This window comes from Aliivibrio sp. S10_S31, assembly GCF_014694495.1.
Taxonomy (GTDB): Bacteria; Pseudomonadota; Gammaproteobacteria; order Enterobacterales; family Vibrionaceae; genus Aliivibrio; species Aliivibrio fischeri.
In genome coordinates this window covers 123,834-146,443 of record NZ_JAAUWR010000010.1, presented here as the reverse complement: position 1 = coordinate 146,443, position 22,610 = coordinate 123,834, and the positions used below count along the sequence as shown (strand labels likewise).

Here is a 22,610-nt window from a genome sequence, read left to right as displayed (position 1 = left end):
CGAAAAGAATCCCATGAAAAAATACTTAGCCATTACTTCTAAAGGCCTTGAAAACTTACTTGCAGATGAACTGATTGCACTTGGTGTGACTGACCCTAAAGTGGTTCACGCTGGTGTTAAATTCGAAGCACCAATCGAGGTCGTTTATCGTTGTTGTTTGTGGAGCCGTATTGCTTCACGTTTCATTCAAATTCTTTCTGAGTTCGATGTCCGTGATGATATGGACTTATACCTAGGTGCTTCTTCAATTAACTGGCCTAGTTATTTCTCTGCTGATAAAACGCTAGTGGTGGACTTTAACGGTACTAACCGTGAGATTCGAAATAGCCAATACGGTGCTTTAAAAGTAAAAGATGCAATTGTTGACCGTTTTACAAAAGCGGACTTAGCGCGTCCAAATATCAGTAAAGTAGAACCAGACTTACGTGTTCATATGCGTTTATCAGGCGAGAAAGGGATTCTTGGCTTTGATTTAGTGGGTTCTGGTTTGCACCAACGTGGCTACCGTACTGAGGCTGGTCGTGCACCACTTCGTGAAACACTAGCTGCAGCACTTGTTATGCGTAGTACATGGGATGAGTCAAAACCTCTACTAGATCCAATGTGTGGTTCTGGTACCTTACTGATTGAAGCGGCACTAATGGCATGTGAAATGGCTCCTGGTGTTAAGCGTGAGAAATGGTGTTTTGAAGCACTAAATGATTTTGACGCTGAGCTTTGGGCTGAGATTCGTTCTGAGGCTCGTGTTAAGAGTCGCCGTGGCGTTAAGAAAGTTGATGCTCGTTTCTACGGTTTTGATCGTGATTACCGTGTAATTCAAACCGCTCGTGAAAATGCACGTCGTGCAGGCGTTGAAGATTTAATTACATTTGATGTGGGTGATGCTACGAAAGTTGAGCGCCCAGAAGGCTTTGAGAATGGTGTTATTCTTTGTAACCCTCCTTATGGTGAGCGTCTAAGTACTGAGCCTGCATTGATTGCACTATACAGCGAATTTGGTCGTCAATTAAAAGAAGTATTTGGCGGTTGTACGGCATCTATCTATTCAAGCAATGATGATCTACTTGCTTGTTTACGTATGCGTGCAGATAAGCAATTTAAACTGAACAATGGTGCATTGCCTTGTGTTCAGAAAAACTACTCAATTACTGAATCAGCTGAACGTAAAGAAGCGGTAAGTGTTGAGGTAGCTCCTGAGTTCATGAACCGTCTTAAAAAGAACATTGGCAAGATTGGTAAATGGGCACGTAAAGAGAAGTTAGATTGTTACCGTATCTACGATGCTGACTTACCAGATTACAATGCAGCAATTGATGTTTATAAAGATTACATCATCATTCAAGAATACGCGGCACCAAAAACGATTTCAGAAGATAAAGCGCGTCGTCGTTTAACGGATATGATCCGTGCAACGGTTCTCGTAACGGGTGTTGAAACAAATAACGTTATTTTAAAAGTTCGTCAAAAACAATCAGGCAAAAATCAATATCAAAAACTGGCAGAGAAATCTCGTTACTTTGATGTTGAAGAGTACGGTGTAAAACTGATTGTTAACCTACAAGATTACTTAGATACCGGTTTATTCTTAGATCATAAATTGACTCGTAAAATGTTAGGTGAAATGGCAGCAGGAAAAGACTTCCTAAACCTATTTGCTTACACAGGTTCAGCAACCGTTCATGCTGCTTGTGGTGGTGCTAAATCTACAATGACGATTGACATGTCTCGTACCTACTTAGAGTGGGCACAGAAGAACATGAATACCAATGGTCAGACGGGTACACAACACCAGTTCTTGCAAGCTGACTGTTTACAATGGTTACAACAAGCGGACGGTGAATTCGATTTAATCTTTATCGATCCACCAACGTTCTCTAACTCTAAGCGTATGGAACAAACGTTTGATGTACAGCGTGATCACATTATGCTGCTTGAAAACTTAAAACGTATGCTACGTGAGAACGGTACTATTGTATTCTCTAACAATAAACGTAACTTCAAAATGGATGATGCGGCGTTAGAGAAAGCAGGGCTTAAAGCGAAGAATATTTCTAAGCAAACTTTGCCTCTTGATTTTGCTCGTAACAAGCATATCCATAACTGTTGGATTATTACCCACAAGGAAGACTAAGAGATAATGATCACTCTCTATAGCACGGAAGGCTGCCACCTTTGCGAGCAAGCGTTTGACTTGCTTGTTGAGGTGGGTGTAGATATGGAACAAGTAGATACCGTCGATATTGCATTTAACGATGAACTCTTTTCTCGTTACGGTGTCACTATTCCTGTAGTGGCGAATGGCTTATCTGAGCTAAATTGGCCCTTTGATGCATCACAACTAAAGAATTGGTTAGAAGATAATGGCATTACTTACAATTAATAACGGACAACTGGCTTTTGGCGATCATCCGTTATTAGATAAATCTGATTTCGCTTTACAAGAAAATGAGCGTGTTTGTTTGGTTGGCCGCAATGGTGCGGGTAAATCGACGCTTATGAAGGTAATTGCTGGTGACATCATTATGGATGACGGCAAATTACAAATTAATCAAGATGTGGTGGTTTCACGTTTAGAGCAAGATCCACCTCGAAATGAAGCGGGAACAGTTTTTGATTACGTTTCTGAAGGATTAGCAGAGGCGGGTGAATATTTAAAAGAATATCACCGTCTGCTTGATCTACTAGAGACTGACCCAAGTGAATCAAACATTAATAAGCTTTCTCGTGCTCAAGAAAAAATTGATCACTTAGGTGCTTGGCACTTTGATACGCGTATTAAATCGGTACTTGAATCATTAAAACTGGATGGTCATACATTATTAACTGATTTATCTGGTGGTTGGCAGCGTAAAGCGGCACTGGCTCGTGCTTTGGTTTCTAATCCTGATGTTCTTCTTCTCGATGAACCGACGAACCACTTAGATGTGACAACGATTGAATGGCTTGAAACCTTCTTAAAAGATTTTAAAGGTTCGATTATCTTTATTTCGCATGACCGTGCATTTATTCAATCAATGGCGACACGTATTGTTGATTTGGATCGTGGTCAATTATCTTCTTTCCCTGGTGATTATGAAGGTTATTTACTTGCGAAAGAAGAGATGCTGCGTGTAGAAGCAGAGCAGAATGCCCAATTTGATAAAGTGCTTGCTCAAGAAGAAGCATGGATTCGTGAAGGTATTAAAGCGCGTCGTACTCGTAATGAGGGGCGTGTGCGTGCTTTAAAACAATTACGTCGCGAGCGTTCAGAACGTCGTGAAGTAATGGGTAAAGCGAACATTCAAGTGGATGAATCAAGTCGTTCAGGCAAGATTGTATTTGAAGCAGAAAAGATTAATTACGCCATTGAAGGTAAGACAATTGTTAAAAACTTCAGCTTTAATGTTATGCGTGGTGATCGTATTGCTTTAATTGGTCCAAATGGCTGTGGTAAGAGTACATTATTAAAACTGATGCTTGATCAACTACGACCTGATTCAGGCCGTTTGCATTGTGGTACTAAGTTAGAAGTTGCGTACTTTGACCAATACCGTGAAGCATTAGATCCTGAAAAAACGGTAATTGATAACTTAGCCGATGGTAAGCAAGAAGTGACTGTGGGTGGCCGTGAGCGTCATGCATTAAGTTATTTACAAGATTTCTTATTCTCTCCAAAACGTGCTCGTCAACCAGTTAAAGCATTGTCTGGTGGTGAGAAAAACCGTTTATTACTTGCGCGTTTATTCCTTCGTCCTAATAATTTATTGATTCTTGATGAACCAACCAATGATTTAGATATCGAAACATTGGAACTTTTAGAAGAATTACTTGCCAATTATCAGGGTACGTTATTATTAGTAAGCCATGACCGTCAGTTTGTTGATAACACAGTTACGACAAGTTGGATCTTCGAAGGTGAGGGTCAGATCGAAGAATTCGTAGGTGGTTATCACGATGCACAGCAACAACGTGCTAATGTACAGGCCGCTCGTGATGCAATGGCACCTAAAGTAACCAAGAAGAAGCCAGAAACTGTTGAAGTTAAAGAAACAGCAGTGCAAGCGAAACCAAAGAAATTATCTTATAAGTTGCAGCGTGAGCTTGAACAGCTACCTGAACTTTTAGAGAAACTAGAAAACGAAATTACAGAACTTCAAGAGAAAGTGAACGACGCAACTTTCTTCCAACAAGAGCCTAAGGTGACTGAACCTGTATTGGCTCGCTTGGCTCAAGCAGAGCAAGAGTTGGAAGTAGCATTCGAGCGTTGGGAAGAACTTGAAGCTCTACAATAGGAAGTTAAATGAGTAGTAAATTACAATTAACCACATTAGCTGTTTTGGTGTCTGCTGCGCTTCCTGCGCAAGCAGCGCTTTATAAAGTGGTGGAAGTAGCTCCAGGTGTTTCTGGTAATGAAGTATATGGCACAGCTATTCAGCCATCTGGAAGTGATGCAAGTTGTTTTGATTCAGGAGCTTCATCTGCGACATGTGAGGGGTATAAATTAGCAGGCGAAACTCGTAATCGTCCTGATGGTTTTTCATATCGTGAAGAAGTACCTTTCGCAATGGATAACTCATTTGGCTATATTGAAGATGATTATGATGGTTTTGAAGACTACTGTTTTTATCAATTAGGTTATGCAACGTGTGAATACTGGGCTTCTGATCGTTGGTCTAGTTGGTACAACGAGACGTATAGCAGTAATACACCTAATTCATTAGCATTTATTGAAGGTAGTGCTGAAAAACCATCTGGTGCAATTAATACTGTTATTAACTCATTGGATCCTAGTGGCCAGCCAGTTGGTAACTTTAGTACTTCAAGTAAGCGTAATGAAGCTTTTTCTGCAGTAACAAATTCTACCTTAACATCAAAAGCTCAATCTCGAGCCTGGGCTAGTGATGGAACGTATACGGTTGGTAGCACTTCATCTAAGAGTGGTATAAGTGGTGAGCGTTATTATTACTCATCAGCGCCAGCTATTTGGAGTGCTTCAGGTTTTGTATCGATTCCAAGGGCTGGTGGATATGAAGTTGATGGAGATTATTACGCACAAGGCAGTATGCGTGATTTCTATATTGATAGTGCTGGTGGTAAGACTTATGGCGTAGGTTATAATAACTACAGCGATCAGCATATGAATGCGACTATTTTTATAGGTAATTCAGCGACACCGACTTCTGCTACTTGGAGCTCAGCATTAATTTATAATGCTCAAGTTGATATTAGTGGTGATAACATCAACTCTAATTCAGTAGCGACCAATATTAATAAAAACTTAGTTGTGGTTGGCCAAGCTAAACGATCTGGTGGCTTCCCGCAAAATGGTGCCGCATCGAATCGTTTGTTCATTGTTCCTGATGCATCAGCAAGTTCAATTAATGCTTCATTCTTCTACGGTGGTATCTTCTTTGATGGTGCTGGTGGTGAAATGGGTGGTATTAATAATTTCAATGAAATAGTTGGTCGCATCGATTCTGAAAACCACCGTGAATACGATGGTAAGCAGCGTCGTCAACGTGCATTTATTTACCCGTATGGCATGACACCTAAAACAGATTCTTCAGAAGAAACAGCAATTACTGCTAGAAGAGCGATATTTAAAAATAAAGCTTGGCTTCTTGATGATCTAACAAACGGTGGTTCTGAAAGCAGTAACAACAACCAATATCGTATCTATGATGCCAGTGACATCAATGATGCTGGCGTTATCTCAGCAACAGCGGTGAAGTGTTCTGGTGGTTATGACTCTACATCACATAACGCATATTGTGGAGATGGTAATGGAACTGAAAAAGTTGTGGCGGTTAAGTTAGTTCCAATTGCAGGGGCTGATGCTTCAGCAATACAGCCCCGTAGCTATGATAGTACAGCTACTGAACGTAAAGGTGCGGGTTTAGGCTTTGGTGCTTTGACCATACTAGGTTTATTTGGTTTCATGCGTAAACGAATTAAATAAAACTTAATTAATAAGATTAAGCCTGAAGTCACATTATGTGGCTTCAGGCTTTTTTTATACTTGAAAAACACACAAAATTAGTCGATTCTTAATATTGTCATCATGAAATGTTCATGATGAACCCTAACTAAATAAAAGGGTGAAGTAGTAAAGTAGTACATTTATGAAGCAACATGCTTTCCATCTATGAGGACTGAACTATGAAGAGACAAAAGCGTGACCGTTTAGAGCGAGCACAATCACAAGGGTATAAAGCAGGCTTAAATGGCCGCTCATCAGAGCATTGCCCGTATCAATCAATGGATGCTCGTTCATGTTGGCTGGGAGGCTGGCGGGACGCAAGAGACGACAAACAGTCCGGTTTGTTTAAGTAAACCTATAAAATAAAAAGAATTTTAAAATTAAAGCCTCTAGATGAGGCTTTAATTTTTTCTAGAGTTTACGAAAAATCACTTTGAGTAATCTAATATTTAGAATAGGTAATATTAGTTACAAAACACCATTAACGCACTATAACTTATTGGGCGGGCAATAAAAAAGCTAGCCCGAAGCTAGCTTTTAGTCATTCCAAATAAAGAATTTAATTAGAATGCAGATGTATCTTGGAAAAGACCAACTTTAAGATCTTTTGCAACATAGATTTCTTTTCCATCAACAAGTACACGACCATCAGCAAGGCCCATAACCAGTTTACGGTTGATAACACGTTTGAAATCGATTTCGTAAGTTACTTTTTTCGCAGTAGGAAGTACTTGGCCTGTGAATTTAACTTCACCCACACCTAAAGCACGACCTTTACCTTCGCCGCCAATCCAGCCAAGGAAGAAACCAACTAATTGCCACATAGCATCAAGGCCAAGACAACCAGGCATTACTGGGTCGCCAGGGAAGTGACAATCAAAGAACCAAAGATCTGGAGTAATATCTAACTCTGCGATCACTTTACCTTTACCAAATGCGCCTTCAGTTTCAGACATCAGAGGGATACGATCCATCATTAGCATGTTTGGTGCTGGTAGTTGTGGACCATTTGGGCCAAATAATTCGCCACGGCTTGATGCTAGTAAATCTTCGCGATCATAAGAACTAGGTTTGTTTTGCATTAAAGTATTACTCCTAAATAAGTTGCAGAAATTCTAGCTAACACTTGTACTCATATCAAGTCGGATCAGCGCTGGTTAAACCAGTGTTTAATTCGACATAATAAAGCGGAACAATGAGTTGGATGATGTTCAACATCCTCAATATGTTGAGCAATTAAAGAGAAAACAGACTCATGTTCTTCTGACTGTAATGGTAACCCCAATAAAATCTCAACTGCTTCTTCAACGTTATTTACAGGGTAGATAGTAAATAAGTTATCTTCTACAGCTTGAACGACATCATCGGAAAGTACAAGATTAATTCCATTTGTTGCTGGGATAATAACACCTTGCTCACCAGTTAACCCTCGTTTTTGGCATAACTGATAAAAGGCTTCAATTTTTTCGTTAACACCACCAATAGGCTGAGCAGAACCAAACTGATCAACAGAGCCTGTAATGGCGATACTCTGAGTTATTGGTTTAATTGATAGGGCACTTAATAATGCGCACAGTTCAGCTAAGCTAGCGCTGTCGCCATCAACTTCACAATAAGATTGTTCAAATACCATTGAAGCGGTAAAAGGTAAAGGTTCACGAGAATCAATTTGGCTTAAGATATAAGCTTGCATGATCAACATGCCTTTAGCATGAATATTACCACCAAGTTCCACTTTGCGTTCAACATCAGATAGTTCACCATCACCAGTATGTACAACACAAGAAATGCGTGAAGCTTCACCATAAGAAATAGGGTGCCCTGGAACAGATACGACGGTTAGCCCGTTAATTTGGCCAACTTTTTCACCTTGTGTTTCAATAAGAATATTGTTTTCAAGAATATCGTCTAACGCACGTGATGGTAAATAAGATTCAATATAGTATTTAGATTCAATCGCTCGATTAAAATCGGCTGCACAAATAGTTGTTTTTGACTCAGAAGCTAATGAGGCATGAGCTAAAAATGAATTTAACCAAATTAAACATAAGTTTAATCGAGTTTGATCTTCACACTCACGAGCACCAACTTTTAATAATGGCAATAACGATAGGCCGTTATTTAATGGTAAATGTCCATTATCGGTTAATATCGTATTAATGAGTTGAACGTAATCAGTTACGCTGTCACTTGATATTTTCGTGTCAAATTCATACTCTGAGTACATTGACATGCCAGCAAGTAAATCGGGTTCTAGCTGTTCAATTTCACCTAATAAAGCTCGGTCACCAACAATGATCAATTTTACATCGACAGACAGTTGGTGGTTTGTTGCTTTAGGCGATTTAAGATCACTTGAAGGAATCGTTATAGAACTGCCTTGAAGTACGCTTTTTAATCTAGGCCATAAGTATGGGTTAGCAAGTAAGATACTTGGCGATATAATTAAAAAACCACCATTAGCTTGCTGAAGTAAGCCCGATTCTAAACTGTCAGATTTATTATGATAGATACCAAATAACTCTGCTTCAGATGCACTTTCAGCAATAATGATCGGTACATCAGTATTCTGATCAACACGGTTCTTACTATTATTCTTTAGCCATGTTGCAACATATTCACGATAAACTCGGTTATCTAATGCGGTTAGCTGAAGTATATTAATGCCATTGATTTGAGAGAAATTCGTCAGTGCTTGAACTAATCGAGGTTGCAAAGAGTAGGCGTCTTGAACTTCAGATAAGAGTGCATTATTCAAATCGTTTTCGATATGCGCGAAATTTGGTGAAATTGTAAATGGCGTGTCTACTAACTGCATGCTTACTTATGACTAAAAAATAAAATCGATTATACATGACATAATGTAAAACGTCTGATTTTTCAGAGCTTACATAAGCAATTAGATCAGAATCTCATATTTGTTGTTATTTAATTGAACTTGCCACTGTCTACAGTTACACTGTCACCCAACTTTTTCTTTTATAACGAGTGACTTATTATGAAATACCAACAACTTGAAAACCTAGAAGCTGGTTGGAAATGGATGTATTTATTCAATAAGCACCGTATGGGAGAATCTATTACTTGTTATATTGATTCAAGTGAACAACAAAAGTGGGTTGCCGAGTTTGTAAAACTTGAACATGAGCCGGTTAAAGCGCTTGAGTGGATTCAAAAACACATGAATCCAGATCTTGAAAATAAACTTAAACAAGCAATAAGAGCTAAACGTAAACGTCATTTTAATGCAGAACAAGAACATACACGTAAGAAATCCATTGATCTTGATTATCGAGTATGGGAAAAACTTTCATTAAGAGCACAAGATTTAGATTCAACGCTATCAGACACCATCGAATATTTACTTAGTGAAGCGTCAAAAACAGAAAAGGTTAGCCGAACTGTTTCTTCATTAAAGGCTGACTTACATGAGCTCCTGAAATAGGAGCTTTTTCTGTTACCACTAGTGCACTATAACTTAATTATGTGTATCTAATTAATCAAACAACTCAATCATTAGCTTATTGTTTTTTATAACTAAATTTGGTTCAGAAAACTTAATTAGAGATTCTTTAAGCTTGTTAGAATCGAGCTTATATGCTGGTTCATTTGAAAGTGCGTAGCCAATAATTGAAACCGCTGGCTTTAAAAGAGCAGCAATATCTTGTGGTAATTCGCCATTTTGATCTTCAAATTTTTCTAATCTAAGTGCTTTTAAATAAATTTCACCTGTTTTTTTATCGTATTCAGGAATCGCACTGAATTCTAGGGATAAAGCCAAGTTCTGGGTGAGTTGATTCATGATCTCAACATCAGCGGTTGTATTTGCATAAACAGCAATTCGATTAGCATCTACACGGCCAATCGTGACATTAACATCCTCAACATTTACTTGAGCATAAAGCACACCAGGAATACCGACAGATTTTTCAACATGAACTTCATTAGAAAGATAATCTGTCATTTCTTGTTCTGTAACTGAATAACTAGCACATCCAGATAATGAAAGAACACAAGACAGAGATAATAGCATTGATTTACAGTGATTCATGGAAGTCCCATATTGAATAGTAATTAGGTATTGTGACAATGTAACCATTTAAAAATAACGGATACAGTTTACTGGTGGATTAAACTAATAACAAATTAAAACGTAAGACATCACCAAGTATTGACTTAAAGTATCATGATAACTTAGTAGAACGAGTTAATAATAAAAATGACGATACGCCTTAAATGAGCGATTTAAAGAAATTAATCAGTAAACAGAAAAACTAAGATAGTATAAGAAGCATAAATGAAAACTTGAAACCATATAGAAACTAATAAGCAAAAATAGCATTTTAAAGCTGATTTTCTCTGATAATTAACCTAACACCTCAGTGCGCATTATATATCTTATGTTAAATAGGATTTGGAGTTAATATAGATTGTTGCTTGTAATACTACACTATCTCTATCTTCATTATTTTTCTTTTCAATTTAACCATAATCGCATTTACCATAAAATAGCTAATAATCATTAAATAATACTTCGTATTTATCTATTGATTATTAGCCTCGTACTTACAAGCTAAGTTACTTAACAACTGTATTTGATTAAAATATCTGATAAGTCTTTTGCTCTAATTGGTTTTGATATGAAATCATTCATTCCAGCTTCCAAACACATTTCTTTTTCAGTTTCCATTGCATGTGCTGTGATTGCAATTATTGGTAACTTAATACCTAACTTTCTTAATTCAGTTGTTGCGCTGATGCCATCTTTAACTGGCATAGATACATCCATAAGAATAGCATCAAAAAAATTATGGTTTTTACAATCTTTAAACTTTGAAATCGCTTCTTCACCATTACTAACTATTGATACATGGTGGCCCTGTTTTTCTAGCAATATCTGAAGAACTGCCTGATTTGCTTTATTATCTTCAGCCAATAAAATATTTAAGCTACGTTGATTAACCAATTCTTTAGCTTCATTATTTAACTGTTTCGGTAAATCGCTGATTTCTTTTAAAGGCAGAGTTATTTTAAAAGTGCTGCCGACATTTAAGCGACTCTCTACTGTTATCGTACCTTGCATTAGTTCAACTAAACGTTTAATAATGGCTAAACCAAGACCAGTTCCACCGTACTTTCTAGTTATTGAACTGTCTGCTTGCACAAATGGTTTAAACAATTGCTCTAATGTTGTTGAGGCAATGCCAATACCAGTATCAGTAACTGATATAGATATTGAATTATTAGGTAACTTATCGATTTTAACAGCGACATGTCCATGATTAGTGAATTTAATCGCGTTACCAACTAAATTGAAGATTATTTGAGATAACCTAGTTGCGTCAGCAAAAACATATTTAGGTATGTTTTGTGACGCTGTAACTGTTAAAGTAATCCCTTTATCCTTAGCTCTTGTGTTTAAAAAATTAATAGATGTATTTAAAGATCTCAATAAATCAATTGGCTGTTCGTTTAAAACAAATGTTCCAGCTTCAATTCTGGATATATCAAGTACGTCACTGATTATTGTAAGCAGTAATTGAGAAGAACTTTCCATTTGATTTAGCCAATCTAATTGCTCTTCTGAAAGTAAACTACTATGAAACACATCGACAAGACCAAGTATCGAGTTTAATGGTGTTCTGATTTCATGACTCATCATTGCCAAAAACTGTGACTTTGCTTTATTTGCTTTTTCTGCTTCAGTTTTTGCAGTTTGAATATCTTTAATGCGTTTTTTTCTAGCAGAGATATCTTTTGCTGTACCTCGGTAACCAACAAAAGTACCAAACTCATCGAAAAATGGTTTACCACTAAGGCTTAACCAAACTTTATTATTAAAAATGTCAGGGTTCCATTCAACTTCATGAAATGGCTCAAGTATTTTTTCTGATTCGATTATCGTAGAGTTAATAAAATCATTGTTGATCAAGCTAAGTAGATTTTGAGAAATGATTGAAGTGTTATTTATTTTGGTATCAGACAAGTAAGTAAAATTAAATTGAGGATCCGTTTCCCAAAACCAGTCACCGACGGTTTCAGCAAAATCCTGAAAACGTTCCTTACTTAAGAAAAGCTCTTTTGTTTTAAGTGAAACCATTGCATTAAGACGTTCTTTATAATCAATATCAATAACTGCTCGCTCCACTAATGGCATAAAGCGCTCAATTTTATCTTTTTCTAATGTCGAGTAAGCTCCAAATCTTGAGCATGCTAAAATTATTACAGCATAACCCGAATGGGACTTCAGGCCACATATTGCAACAGAAGAAAATAAACTTTGTAGGTCTGAATTCTTAAATAAAAATGCCTTTGTTTTATGTGGTTGGAATAATACGATGGTTTCATCATGACAAGCACGATAAAAGAGATCGTTATAAGACCACTCTAAATTATCAAAATATGGATTAGTTGATGCTAAAACTGAAAAATTATCTTTATCGGTTGATGAAACAACAATGGCATTATCAAACTCAACAAACTCTTTAATAACATTTAATAAGCCGTTAAAAATATCTTCTTTAGTTTGAGCATCTGAAATGGCAGATAAGCCATGTAAAATGACTTGATTCTCTTTATGCAGTTGAGCTTCACGTTCTTTACTTCGTTTTAATTCCAATAGTATTTCTTGAAATTGTTCTTTTTCAGAATGATTTTTCACAGACAATACCTAATTATGAAATAAAACGGTTGATACCATTAAGTTACCGTGAGCATTTTCCCCACCAGTAAAGCGACCTTGTTCACCAAAAGTAAATGGGCAAATATAAGGGGCTCCATGCATCGCCGTATTCACCGAATCACAAACATCTAACATAGAAGATTTAATGTGCATCATTGAACCTGCACAAAAAATATTAATACCACCAATCGGGACAAATTTCTCTTGTTTAAAATTCGTTGCAGAGTCAATAACTCGTTGAGGCCGCGATATAATTTGATCTTTTTCTCCATACATAACAAATACTTCTTCGCCCTCATATATATTAGCGAAGCATTCAATCCCTCCGTCATTCGTTATTTTAGTCGGATGTGCCAATTTGAAGTATGGAATATCATACATATAGCCGGCAATACGTCCGAATGGGTATTGAGCCATATTTTCCAATAAATTAGTTCTTTTGTTTAACAAACAAGACATATTCGTCCACTCTTTATAAACCTCTAGAGCAGGACGGTTATCTATTTCATAAATAGTTCGTTGGTCAGTTTTCGTGGCTATGCCAGAGACATTTGAAGGTGCGTAACCAGAATGAAACGAGTAAGAAACTTTACAGGAAGGATAGAAAACAGAAATGGAAATACCACTTTTCACACAACCATCTTGAGTAAAGACACTCCATAAACCTTGGTTATGATTGTCTGCGGCTGTACCTCCAATAAGTGGAACTGGAGAACCAAAGAAAGTATCAATAACTGAAATTATTTTTTCTTCATGGCCGGAAGTTGCATGTAATAATACTAAAGAAGGTAATTCCCCTTCTCTACCACTATCTTTAATCGCTTCCTCTAGTAGGTGGATTGTTAATGACTCTATATCATAGTGAGAAACAAACTGACTGATACTTGTCCCATAGCAACCTAAACCGGAATCGAAAATTCCCCATACTGCTATGGAGTGATCATCCGCAAACCCCTGGTCGGTCATGATCCCTTGACAAGACGTACATCCATGAATTTTACTGGACGGAAACTGACTTTTTAGTGTCGAGATGATCGTTTCTTTATTATGTCTCTCAGTGAAATAACATAAAATTAAATTTGGAGCAGATTGTTCAGTAGCCATATTTCGGATACAGTCATATACGGCATCATATGAATTGTTTTTTTGCGAAACACCACTAATTATCTTCAAAATTGCTCCAAATAGTCATATTTATATGTATATTCTACATATTTATGTTCGAGCGATTGATTTTTGAACGTTATCTATTTAACCCTATGAAAAGAAATTATTTTTTTGCAGTAAATGTGATTTCTTCACTTTTTCCACCTGTTGCAATCACAACTAACCATTCCATTTCATTATGTTTACATTTAGGTACAAAGGTTGAATAAGACGCTACACCATCGCTCTTTAATTCTTTTGTAAATTTCAATATGCCCATATTCATGTCGACACCTTTCGCTTGAAGGTTAAAGGCAAGATCTTCACCTTTAATGTTAACAATCATTTCGGCATTTTGTTGTATCGGTCTTGAAGCAACATCAATAATGATTTGATTATTATCAATATTAATCAAACATGCTTCTTCCGTTACATCACATATATTTGATAATTCACTGTCCGATGTTAAACCACTTTCAGGAACGTAGGTAATTGTTCTCCAAGTAAATGCGGCGATTAAGACAAATAATAAGAAAATAAGTTGAAATAAACGGGGGCCTGTTAACTTTTCCACTGCCATAGTTGTAAAAACCTTTGTTATCTAGTTCAAAAAAAGAGAAAAAATGTTGCTTAACCGTAAATTTAATGTGGCCACCAACTGTCATTCAATTTTTAAGTGAAGTATCATTGATGCCGAAAATGCCATTTTTGCATTAAAAAAGGATATTTCAAAATAAAAGAGTCACAAATTTAATTATTTAGAAATAGAATTTTGGATGGCATTGCGAACATTTTGTTCGCACTAAGGAAAGTAAAGTGTAGTTAATAATAAAAGTGGAAGCATGCAATTATGAGCCAAGTACAGCAGCATGAACAAAACTACAACTATACCGTTGTTCGTCAGTTCTCTTTAGTTACCATACTTTGGGGTATTGTTGGCATGGGTGTAGGTGTACTAATTGCCGCTCAGTTAGTTTGGCCGCAACTAAATTTCGACACACCATGGCTAACGTATAGCCGTTTGCGTCCTCTGCATACCAATGCAGTAATATTCGCATTCGGTACAAGTGCCCTGTTCGCAACATCTTATTATGTTGTGCAGAGAACTTGTCAAACACGTTTGTTTGGTGGTCCATTAGTTGCGTTCACCTTCTGGGGATGGCAAGCAATTATTCTAGCAGCAGCAATTACGTTGCCTCTAGGTATTACATCAGGTAAAGAATACGCAGAATTAGAATGGCCGATTGATATCGCTATTACACTAGTTTGGGTTGCGTATGCCATCGTCTTCTTTGGAACCTTGTTTAAGCGTAAAACATCTCATATTTACGTAGCTAACTGGTTTTTTGGAGCCTTCATTTTAACCGTTGCTGTTCTTCATATTGTGAATAGCCTTGCGGTTCCTGTATCTCTAACAAAATCGTATTCAATGTACTCAGGTGCAGTAGATGCGATGGTTCAATGGTGGTACGGCCATAATGCGGTAGGTTTCCTTTTAACTGCTGGTTTCTTAGGCATGATGTATTACTTCGTACCGAAACAAGCAGAGCGTCCAGTTTACTCTTACCGTTTATCTATTGTTCACTTCTGGGCATTAGTTTCTCTTTATATCTGGGCTGGTCCTCACCACTTACATTACACCGCACTACCTGACTGGACTCAGTCACTTGGTATGGTGATGTCATTAGTTCTATTCGCACCATCATGGGGCGGTATGATTAATGGTATTATGACGTTATCTGGTGCTTGGCATAAACTTCGTTATGACCCTATTTTGCGTTTCCTAATTGTTTCTTTGTCCTTCTATGGTATGTCGACATTTGAAGGCCCAATGATGGCAATTAAGTCTGTAAATGCCCTATCTCACTATACTGACTGGACAATTGGTCACGTACACTCTGGTGCTTTAGGTTGGGTTGCAATGGTTTCAATTGGTTCTTTATATCACTTAATTCCTAAGCTATTTGGTCAAGAGCGTATGTACTCTGTATCACTAATCAATGTTCACTTCTGGTTAGCAACAATTGGTACCGTTTTTTATATTGTGGCAATGTGGATTTCAGGTGTAATGCAAGGCTTAATGTGGCGTGCAGTAAATGCTGACGGTACATTAACGTACAGCTTTGTTGAATCATTAGAAGCGTCATACCCATTTTACTTCGTTCGCTTTATAGGTGGTTTAATCTTCTTATCAGGAATGTTCTTACTTGCATACAATACATATAAGACCATTACTGCTCCGAAGAACAGCCTAAAAGCTATTCCACAGCCGGCACAATAAGGAGACCATGTTATGAGTTCTAATCGTCATGAAATCATAGAAAAAAATGTTGGTCTTCTTGCGGTTCTTATCGTTGTTGCTATTAGTTTTGGTGCATTAGTTGAAATTACGCCTCTAATTTTCCAAAAACAAACAACGGAACCAGTAGAAAACCTACGTACTTATACTGCTCTTGAAATGGAAGGCCGTGATATCTATATCCGTGAAGGTTGTAATGTTTGTCATAGCCAGATGATTCGTCCATTCCGAGCTGAAACAGAACGTTATGGTCACTACTCAGTGGCTGGTGAAAGTGTTTGGGAGCATCCATTTTTATGGGGTTCTAAACGTACAGGTCCTGACTTAGCTCGTGTTGGTCAGCGTTACTCTGATGAGTGGCACCGTGTTCACCTTATCAACCCTCGTGATGTTGTTCCTGAATCAAATATGCCTGGCTTCCCTTGGTTGGAAGAAAACGTACTTGATGGTGAACTAACATCGAAGAAAATCGCCATTTTCCGTGATAATTTTGGTGTTCCATACACTGAAGAAGACGTAAAAAATGCTTCAGAAGAAGTAAAAGGCAAGACTGAAATGGATGCATTAATTGCATACCTTCAGTCTCTTGGACATGCAATGAAGTAAGGAGGTCCCTATGGACGCTGGTACTATTCATGCAATTTGGACGGTCATACTGTTTTTAAGCATGGTAGGCATTATTTTCTGGGCATACAGTAAAAAACAAAAAGCACGCTTTGAAGAAGCGGCGAATTTAGTTTTTGCTGATGAAGAAGAAAATACTACTTCAAGCAACAAAACGACAGGAGTTGACAAACAATGAGTACTTTTTGGAGTCTCTGGATAAGTGTCATTACCATTGGTACGTTGGTTGGTTGTGCTGTTTTACTTCGATTCTGTTTAAAAAATACAACAGGCATTGAAGAAGGCGAAGACATGGGCCATGAATACGATGGTATTCGTGAGCTTAACAACCCGTTACCAAAATGGTGGTCTTATCTTTTTTGGGCAACGCTAATATTCTCGATTGTGTATTTAATCCTTTATCCGGGATTAGGTAACTTTAAAGGAGTATTAGGTTGGACAAGTTCGGACCAAACCGTTCGAACTATTGAAGAATCTCGCGCATCTATCGAGCGCTCTCATAAGGAGAAAACGCTGGATCAATTTGCACGAGAACTGGACGATGCAAATACGAACTTTGGTGAAACATTTTCAAAACTTGCATATAAACCAGGAACGTCTGATTTCCGTGAAATTACAGACATAGCTAATGATGATGAAGCACTAAAAGTTGGACAACGTCTATTTTTACAAAACTGCTCTCAGTGTCATGGTTCAGATGCGCGTGGCATGATTGGCTTCCCTAACCTAACTGATACAGCATGGTTATATGGAGGTGAACCACAAGCAATCAAAACGACTATTATGGAAGGTCGTATTGGTAACATGCCTGCTTGGGGTGATGCTTTAGGTGCCGATGGTGTAAAAGAAGTTGTTTCTTATACTCTTAGCTTATCTGGTCGTAAAGTAAATGCAAAAGAAGCGGCAGCAGGAAAACAACGTTTTGTTGTCTGCGCAGCTTGTCACGGTACAGATGGTAAAGGTAACCCGGCATTAGGTGCTCCTGACCTTACTGATCAAGATTGGCAATTCGGTGATTCACGAGCTGCTGTAACTGAAACTGTGACTAATGGTCGTCAAGGTGTTATGCCTGCATGGAAAGACGTATTAGGTGAAGAAAAAGTACAACTTCTATCTGCTTACGTTTGGAGTTTAAGCAACAAATAATATAATAAAAGCCTCTGTATCATCAGAGGCTTATTCTTTTCTTATTCGTTTTGAATAAGAGTCTTTTATAGGAATTATTACTATGCCTCAACCTTGGTATAAGCAGTTCTGGCCTTGGTTTCTCATTATCCTTCCAGCCACTGTTGTCGTTGCATGTATTACAACATTTGTCCTTTTTGTAGAGAATGATGTTGATCTTGTTGCTGAAGACTATTACAAAAAAGGAAAAGCGATTAATGTTGATCTTTCTAAGATTAAAGTCGCTCAAGAGCTATCTATTCACGCTCAAGTTCGTAACCTTAATAACGTTATTGAAATAAAGTTAGATAAAGGTAAGTTAGAACATAATCCAGCAATTAAAGCTATTTTTACTCATAGAACATTACCAAATCATGACTTTTCGCAAGTCTTAACTTCTGATGCGAAAGGCATTTACCGTATTACATTACAAGAACCTATTACCGGCCCTTGGTTTATTGAATTACTACCACATGACAGTTCATGGATGGTTCAAGGCCGAACTAACTTCCCTAGCAAAGACTTTTTCCCTTTAGGTAAATAATTAAAATAAGTAGACCATATGTCGAAGGAATGTTACCACTGCAATGAGCCTGTACCATCAGGCTCAAATTTTCATGTTGATATCTTAGGTGAAACTCGCTATATGTGTTGCCCAGGCTGTGAATCAGTAGCGCAAACTATCGTTGAAAATGGCCTGTCTTCTTATTATCAATATCGTACGGCTCCAGCAGACAAAGCTGATCTAATTCCTGAACAATTAAAAGCACTCACTCATTATGATCATGAAGAAATTCAAAAAGAGTTTGTGAGAACAAATGATAATTATCGTGAAGTGACATTGTCACTTGATGGTGTATCTTGTGCAGCATGTGCATGGTTAATTGAAAAGCAACTTTCTGTCGCTAAAGGTATTCATCAAATTAAAGTGAATACTTCAACACATCGTGCATTGCTCAGTTGGAATCCAGAAGAAACTGAGCTTAGCTCCCTACTTACTTTAATTCATCAACTAGGCTATAAAGCCGCCCCTTTTGAAGCTGATAAACAAGAAGAAGAATATCATCGTTCAATGAAGCAATATTTATATCGTTTAGGTATTGCTGGATTAGCGACAATGCAAGTAATGATGCTTGCCGTTGCTCTTTATCTGGAAGTATTTGGTGATCTCGACGAAGAGTTCCGTAATTACTTACGCTACGTCAGTCTGGTTTTTGCAACGCCAGTAATGCTTTATTCCGCCTTACCATTTTACATGAATGCGTGGCGTAGCCTTAAAGCACGAACATTAGGTATGGATGTCCCTGTTTCAATTGCTATGTTATTTGCTTATTTTGCAAGTGTCGTTGCAACCGTAACTGAAACGGGAGAAGTTTTCTTTGAATCTGTGGCGATGTTTACTTTCTTCTTATTACTTGGTCGTTTTCTTGAAATGCGCGCGAGAAGAAAAGCCGCTGCAATTACAGGTAACCTCCTTAAACTTATTCCAGTAATGGCAACGTTATCTTCAGGAAAGCGAGTTCCGGCTCGTACATTAGATATCGACGATATTGTTGTTGTTCCACCAGGTGAGCACCTTCCAGCTGATGGTATTGTTATTTCAGGAACAAGCGCTATTGATGAATCCATGTTTACCGGTGAATCAATGCCAATAGCAAAGAATGAATCCGATACAGTTTATGCAGGTACGATTAATGGTGATGGCAACCTAACCATCAAAGTTACCAAAACAAAAGCAGACTCGCTCATCTCTAATATTGTGAAACTGCAAGATGAAGCGCAAATGTCCAAACCAAAAGTGGCAGAAATCGCCGATCTTGTTGCTCGCTATTTTGTTGCTGGAATATTGATAATCTCTGCATTTACTTGGTTCTATTGGCATGAAACAAAACCAGATGACGCCTTCTGGATTATGCTTTCAGTACTTGTTGCAACCTGTCCATGTGCCCTTTCATTAGCCACTCCGACAGCCATAACCTGTTCCACATCACGCTTAGCTCAATTTGGACTGATGTTACGTAGAGGACATGTTCTAGAAACGTTATGTAAAGTAAATCGCCTAGTTATTGATAAAACAGGAACTTTAACCGAAGGTAACATTCGCTTAGTTAAGGTGAATACATTCACGAATACGACTGAAGAAGAATGCAAAGCGCTTGCTGCAGAACTCGAATCTTTTGCTAATCACCCAATTGCACAAGCATTTTCATCATTTAGAAAGCCTGAAACTACCTATTTTGAGCGTGTTGAAAATGTAATAGGCTCTGGACTCATTGGTTATCACAATAACAGTGAATGGAAAATTGGTCATAAAGCGTTTGCAGCTCCGTCAGCTCAAATTGCCGATGAAGATAACTATCAAGTTTGGCTATCTAAAGATAATCAAGTTGTAGCTGCATTCTCACTTGATGATCCAATAAGAAAAGAGAGTAAAGAGTTTATTGATGCCTTGCATAAGTTAGGCATCAAAATAACTATGCTGACTGGAGACAGTAGCTCTGCAGTATCTAAAGTTGCTAATGAATTGGATATTGATACCGTCGTTTCTGGTGCTTCTCCGCAAGGAAAATTGGAATATCTCACCTCATTACCAAAGCATGAAATTAGCTTAATGGTTGGTGATGGAATAAATGATGCTCCGACTCTGGCTGGCGCCCATTTATCCATAGCAATGGGATCTGGAACCGATGTTGCTAAAGCCTCTGCTGATATGATTCTACTTGGTGACCAATTAACTCGATTAATTGATGCTCGAGAATTAGCAATGAAAACACGTAAAATTATTCGTGAGAACCTAGCTTGGGCTTTAGGTTACAATGCAATTATTCTACCACTTGCTGTTATGGGATTAGTTGCACCATATATTGCCGTTATCGGAATGTCTGGGAGCTCTATTATTGTAGTAACTAACTCATTGAGGTTATTAAAAGAAAATGGCTAGTTTATATTTATTAATCCCTATCGCGATCATGTTAGTTTGCGTCGCTGTCGCTATTTTCATCTGGGCAGTAAAAAGCGATCAATTTGAAGATTTAGATAGACAAGGTTCCGAAATCCTTTTTGATGAAGAGACGAAAGCCTCAGTAAAAGATAAAAAAAATGAACATTGATTTTGTTGCTGCATTTTTTGTGGGCTTAATGGGAGCTGGCCACTGCATAGGTATGTGCGGTGGGATCTCTGCAGTAATTTCCATGAACGCTTCTACTAGCCGCTTTCCTAAGTGGCAATTTATAGTTTGTTACAATATTGGAAGACTCCTTTCTTACTCTATTTTTGGAGCAGTGATTGGTGGTGTTTTTGTATCGATAGCGAGTGCAAGTCAAAGTTATAGTGCTTTAGTTTATTTGCGTATATTTGCAGGCTTATTAATGTGTTTGCTTGCGCTTTATATTGCTAACTGGTGGAAAGGCTTAGTCTACATCGAACTATTAGGCAAAAAATTATGGCAATACATCTCACCTCTTACTAAACCACTATTGCCTCTAAAAAGCCCATTTCATGCAGTTCCTTTCGGTTTTCTTTGGGGTTGGCTACCTTGCGGATTAGTTTATTCCACTCTAAGTTGGGCTGCAGTTTCTGGAAATGCCATTAATGGCTCACTATTAATGCTTTCATTCGGATTAGGAACTTTACCCGCAATGTTACTTGTTGGTCTTGGCGCAGATGCACTAAAAAAATGGTTAAATCATGTTGTTACCAAAAATATTAGTGGATTGCTATTAATGGGCTATGGTTTACAAACGATATATATTGCGCTAAATCAATTAAGTTAATCGCAAATTTTTTGCATAGTCTTATTTTTATGCTACCACTTTAGTGCGACTTAGTTTAAAATTGACCTATATCAAATATAAGAGCATTGAATGAGATGATGTCAGATAACTCAGCAAACAAACGAATTCAGTCAGGCGGTTGTGCTATTCACTGTCAAGATTGTAGTATCAGTCAGTTATGTATCCCATTTACTTTGAATGATTCTGAATTAGATCAGTTAGATGAGATCATTGAACGTAAAAAGCCAATTCAAAAAGGCCAAGAGCTATTTAAAGCTGGTGATGAACTTAAGTGTTTATACGCTATACGTTCAGGCACCATCAAAAGCTATACGATTACAGAACAAGGTGATGAGCAGATTACTGCATTCCATCTAGCTGGTGATCTTGTTGGTTTCGATGCGATTACTGAAGCTCAACACCCTAGTTTTGCTCAAGCTCTTGAGACATCGATGGTATGTGAAATTCCTTATGAGATCTTAGATGATTTATCAGGAAAAATGCCAAAACTTCGTCAGCAAATCATGCGCTTAATGAGTAATGAAATTAAAGGTGACCAAGAAATGATCCTTCTTCTTTCTAAAAAGAACGCAGAAGAACGTTTAGCCGCATTCCTTTACAACCTATCAACTCGTTTTCATCAACGTGGTTTCTCTCCAAGAGAATTCCGTTTAACAATGACTCGTGGTGATATTGGTAACTACCTAGGTTTAACTGTTGAAACAATTAGCCGTTTATTAGGTCGTTTCCAAAAAACTGAAATGCTAACAGTAAAAGGCAAATACATCACAATCAATGATCATGATGCCCTAGCTGAGCTTGCTGGTTCTGCGAAAGAAATTAAGTAAATCATAAACAATTACTACTTTTAAAAAGTGAGGTATATCTCTTGATGTACCTCACTTTTTTGCATCTAACTTCCCCATTTTCACTCCCTAACTGCTACAGTATAAGTAACAGAA

The 22,610-nt window shown here is 37.7% G+C and carries 21 protein-coding genes; 15 read left to right on the top strand and 6 right to left on the bottom strand.

All coding sequences use genetic code 11. The features are described 5' to 3' along the window. The first annotated feature begins 13 nt into the window (after positions 1 to 13). The 5 genes from rlmKL to rmf all read left to right on the top strand — a co-directional run bounded on the left by rlmKL (position 14) and on the right by rmf (position 6,312). Positions 14 to 2,131: a bifunctional 23S rRNA (guanine(2069)-N(7))-methyltransferase RlmK/23S rRNA (guanine(2445)-N(2))-methyltransferase RlmL gene (gene rlmKL / locus HC728_RS10830; RefSeq protein WP_005419206.1), complete on the top strand. Its 2,118-nt coding sequence runs from the start codon at positions 14 to 16 to the stop codon at positions 2,129 to 2,131. 6 nt (positions 2,132 to 2,137) lie between these two features. Next, the gene (locus tag HC728_RS10825; RefSeq protein ID WP_005419207.1) at positions 2,138 to 2,380 is read left to right on the top strand and encodes a glutaredoxin family protein; all 243 of its coding nucleotides are present in this window, start codon (positions 2,138 to 2,140) and stop codon (positions 2,378 to 2,380) included. Further along, the gene (locus HC728_RS10820) at positions 2,361 to 4,271 is read left to right on the top strand and encodes an ABC transporter ATP-binding protein (RefSeq protein WP_190395472.1); all 1,911 of its coding nucleotides are present in this window, start codon (positions 2,361 to 2,363) and stop codon (positions 4,269 to 4,271) included. Before HC728_RS10825 ends, HC728_RS10820 begins: the two co-directional genes overlap by 20 nt. Before the next feature lie 8 nt (positions 4,272 to 4,279). Then, a complete protein-coding gene (locus tag HC728_RS10815; RefSeq protein ID WP_190395471.1) occupies positions 4,280 to 5,938 on the top strand; it encodes a DUF3466 family protein in 1,659 nt (552 codons plus the stop codon). Positions 5,939 to 6,138: 200 nt separating this feature from the next. Further along, positions 6,139 to 6,312, top strand: coding sequence for a ribosome modulation factor (gene rmf, locus HC728_RS10810; protein ID WP_005419214.1), 174 nt, complete (start codon positions 6,139 to 6,141; stop codon positions 6,310 to 6,312). A gap of 210 nt (positions 6,313 to 6,522) precedes the next feature. Here rmf and fabA read toward each other — a convergent pair whose 3' ends face one another. Then, positions 6,523 to 7,041 carry a bifunctional 3-hydroxydecanoyl-ACP dehydratase/trans-2-decenoyl-ACP isomerase gene (fabA, locus tag HC728_RS10805; RefSeq protein WP_005419215.1) on the bottom strand — a complete coding sequence of 173 codons (519 nt, stop codon included), beginning with the start codon at positions 7,039 to 7,041 and terminating at the stop codon, positions 6,523 to 6,525. 65 nt (positions 7,042 to 7,106) lie between these two features. After that, complete coding sequence (locus tag HC728_RS10800; RefSeq protein WP_065622121.1) at positions 7,107 to 8,777, bottom strand: AAA family ATPase; 1,671 nt, start codon at positions 8,775 to 8,777, stop codon at positions 7,107 to 7,109. 180 nt (positions 8,778 to 8,957) lie between these two features. Here HC728_RS10800 and matP point away from each other — a divergent pair, with 180 nt between their 5' ends. Continuing rightward, on the top strand, positions 8,958 to 9,404 hold the full coding sequence (gene matP / locus HC728_RS10795; protein WP_005419217.1) for a macrodomain Ter protein MatP: 447 nt from the start codon (positions 8,958 to 8,960) through the stop codon (positions 9,402 to 9,404). Positions 9,405 to 9,455: 51 nt separating this feature from the next. Here the strand turns inward: matP and HC728_RS10790 are convergent, their stop codons facing one another. From HC728_RS10790 to HC728_RS10775, 4 genes are all read right to left on the bottom strand, one after another. Beyond that, positions 9,456 to 10,010 carry a DUF1439 domain-containing protein gene (locus tag HC728_RS10790; protein WP_190395470.1) on the bottom strand — a complete coding sequence of 185 codons (555 nt, stop codon included), beginning with the start codon at positions 10,008 to 10,010 and terminating at the stop codon, positions 9,456 to 9,458. A gap of 531 nt (positions 10,011 to 10,541) precedes the next feature. Beyond that, positions 10,542 to 12,620 (bottom strand): ATP-binding protein, encoded by a 2,079-nt coding sequence (locus HC728_RS10785; RefSeq protein WP_005419221.1) that lies wholly within the window; start codon positions 12,618 to 12,620, stop codon positions 10,542 to 10,544. A gap of 9 nt (positions 12,621 to 12,629) precedes the next feature. Continuing rightward, a complete protein-coding gene (locus HC728_RS10780; RefSeq protein ID WP_081300324.1) occupies positions 12,630 to 13,814 on the bottom strand; it encodes an FIST signal transduction protein in 1,185 nt (394 codons plus the stop codon). Positions 13,815 to 13,911: 97 nt separating this feature from the next. Continuing rightward, entirely contained in the window at positions 13,912 to 14,367 is a 456-nt protein-coding gene (locus HC728_RS10775) for a hypothetical protein (RefSeq protein WP_012534171.1), read from the bottom strand. Between the two features lie 270 nt (positions 14,368 to 14,637). Here HC728_RS10775 and ccoN point away from each other — a divergent pair, with 270 nt between their 5' ends. From ccoN to HC728_RS10730, 9 genes are all read left to right on the top strand, one after another. Next, positions 14,638 to 16,068: a cytochrome-c oxidase, cbb3-type subunit I gene (ccoN, locus tag HC728_RS10770; RefSeq protein ID WP_011261903.1), complete on the top strand. Its 1,431-nt coding sequence runs from the start codon at positions 14,638 to 14,640 to the stop codon at positions 16,066 to 16,068. Positions 16,069 to 16,080: 12 nt separating this feature from the next. Continuing rightward, the gene (ccoO, locus tag HC728_RS10765) at positions 16,081 to 16,692 is read left to right on the top strand and encodes a cytochrome-c oxidase, cbb3-type subunit II (protein WP_011261904.1); all 612 of its coding nucleotides are present in this window, start codon (positions 16,081 to 16,083) and stop codon (positions 16,690 to 16,692) included. Positions 16,693 to 16,702: 10 nt separating this feature from the next. Next, positions 16,703 to 16,888 carry a CcoQ/FixQ family Cbb3-type cytochrome c oxidase assembly chaperone gene (locus HC728_RS10760; RefSeq protein ID WP_005419228.1) on the top strand — a complete coding sequence of 62 codons (186 nt, stop codon included), beginning with the start codon at positions 16,703 to 16,705 and terminating at the stop codon, positions 16,886 to 16,888. Then, positions 16,885 to 17,856, top strand: coding sequence for a cytochrome-c oxidase, cbb3-type subunit III (ccoP, locus tag HC728_RS10755; RefSeq protein WP_012533688.1), 972 nt, complete (start codon positions 16,885 to 16,887; stop codon positions 17,854 to 17,856). The genes HC728_RS10760 and ccoP overlap by 4 nt, the downstream gene beginning before the upstream one ends. Positions 17,857 to 17,938: 82 nt before the next feature. Further along, complete coding sequence (locus HC728_RS10750; protein ID WP_012534160.1) at positions 17,939 to 18,418, top strand: FixH family protein; 480 nt, start codon at positions 17,939 to 17,941, stop codon at positions 18,416 to 18,418. Between the two features lie 18 nt (positions 18,419 to 18,436). Further along, the gene (locus tag HC728_RS10745) at positions 18,437 to 20,815 is read left to right on the top strand and encodes a heavy metal translocating P-type ATPase (protein ID WP_190395469.1); all 2,379 of its coding nucleotides are present in this window, start codon (positions 18,437 to 18,439) and stop codon (positions 20,813 to 20,815) included. Next, complete coding sequence (gene ccoS, locus HC728_RS10740; protein ID WP_005419232.1) at positions 20,808 to 20,984, top strand: cbb3-type cytochrome oxidase assembly protein CcoS; 177 nt, start codon at positions 20,808 to 20,810, stop codon at positions 20,982 to 20,984. Before HC728_RS10745 ends, ccoS begins: the two co-directional genes overlap by 8 nt. Then, entirely contained in the window at positions 20,974 to 21,648 is a 675-nt protein-coding gene (locus tag HC728_RS10735; RefSeq protein ID WP_069594338.1) for a sulfite exporter TauE/SafE family protein, read from the top strand. Before ccoS ends, HC728_RS10735 begins: the two co-directional genes overlap by 11 nt. 95 nt (positions 21,649 to 21,743) lie before the next feature. Then, the gene (locus HC728_RS10730; RefSeq protein ID WP_005419235.1) at positions 21,744 to 22,496 is read left to right on the top strand and encodes an FNR family transcription factor; all 753 of its coding nucleotides are present in this window, start codon (positions 21,744 to 21,746) and stop codon (positions 22,494 to 22,496) included. The last annotated feature ends 114 nt before the right edge of the window (positions 22,497 to 22,610 follow it).

Coding starts and splice junctions, on each gene's coding strand:
- HC728_RS10825 (WP_005419207.1), top strand. CDS start 2,138: ATGATCACTCTCTATAGCACGGAAGGCTGCCACCTTTGCGAGCAAGCG.
- HC728_RS10775 (WP_012534171.1), bottom strand. CDS start 14,367: ATGGCAGTGGAAAAGTTAACAGGCCCCCGTTTATTTCAACTTATTTTC.
- fabA (WP_005419215.1), bottom strand. CDS start 7,041: ATGCAAAACAAACCTAGTTCTTATGATCGCGAAGATTTACTAGCATCA.
- HC728_RS10745 (WP_190395469.1), top strand. CDS start 18,437: ATGTCGAAGGAATGTTACCACTGCAATGAGCCTGTACCATCAGGCTCA.
- ccoN (WP_011261903.1), top strand. CDS start 14,638: ATGAGCCAAGTACAGCAGCATGAACAAAACTACAACTATACCGTTGTT.
- HC728_RS10760 (WP_005419228.1), top strand. CDS start 16,703: ATGGACGCTGGTACTATTCATGCAATTTGGACGGTCATACTGTTTTTA.
- HC728_RS10790 (WP_190395470.1), bottom strand. CDS start 10,010: ATGAATCACTGTAAATCAATGCTATTATCTCTGTCTTGTGTTCTTTCA.
- rlmKL (WP_005419206.1), top strand. CDS start 14: ATGAAAAAATACTTAGCCATTACTTCTAAAGGCCTTGAAAACTTACTT.
- HC728_RS10815 (WP_190395471.1), top strand. CDS start 4,280: ATGAGTAGTAAATTACAATTAACCACATTAGCTGTTTTGGTGTCTGCT.
- ccoP (WP_012533688.1), top strand. CDS start 16,885: ATGAGTACTTTTTGGAGTCTCTGGATAAGTGTCATTACCATTGGTACG.
- HC728_RS10735 (WP_069594338.1), top strand. CDS start 20,974: ATGAACATTGATTTTGTTGCTGCATTTTTTGTGGGCTTAATGGGAGCT.
- HC728_RS10730 (WP_005419235.1), top strand. CDS start 21,744: ATGATGTCAGATAACTCAGCAAACAAACGAATTCAGTCAGGCGGTTGT.
- HC728_RS10750 (WP_012534160.1), top strand. CDS start 17,939: ATGCCTCAACCTTGGTATAAGCAGTTCTGGCCTTGGTTTCTCATTATC.
- ccoO (WP_011261904.1), top strand. CDS start 16,081: ATGAGTTCTAATCGTCATGAAATCATAGAAAAAAATGTTGGTCTTCTT.
- HC728_RS10820 (WP_190395472.1), top strand. CDS start 2,361: ATGGCATTACTTACAATTAATAACGGACAACTGGCTTTTGGCGATCAT.
- matP (WP_005419217.1), top strand. CDS start 8,958: ATGAAATACCAACAACTTGAAAACCTAGAAGCTGGTTGGAAATGGATG.
- rmf (WP_005419214.1), top strand. CDS start 6,139: ATGAAGAGACAAAAGCGTGACCGTTTAGAGCGAGCACAATCACAAGGG.
- HC728_RS10800 (WP_065622121.1), bottom strand. CDS start 8,777: ATGCAGTTAGTAGACACGCCATTTACAATTTCACCAAATTTCGCGCAT.
- ccoS (WP_005419232.1), top strand. CDS start 20,808: ATGGCTAGTTTATATTTATTAATCCCTATCGCGATCATGTTAGTTTGC.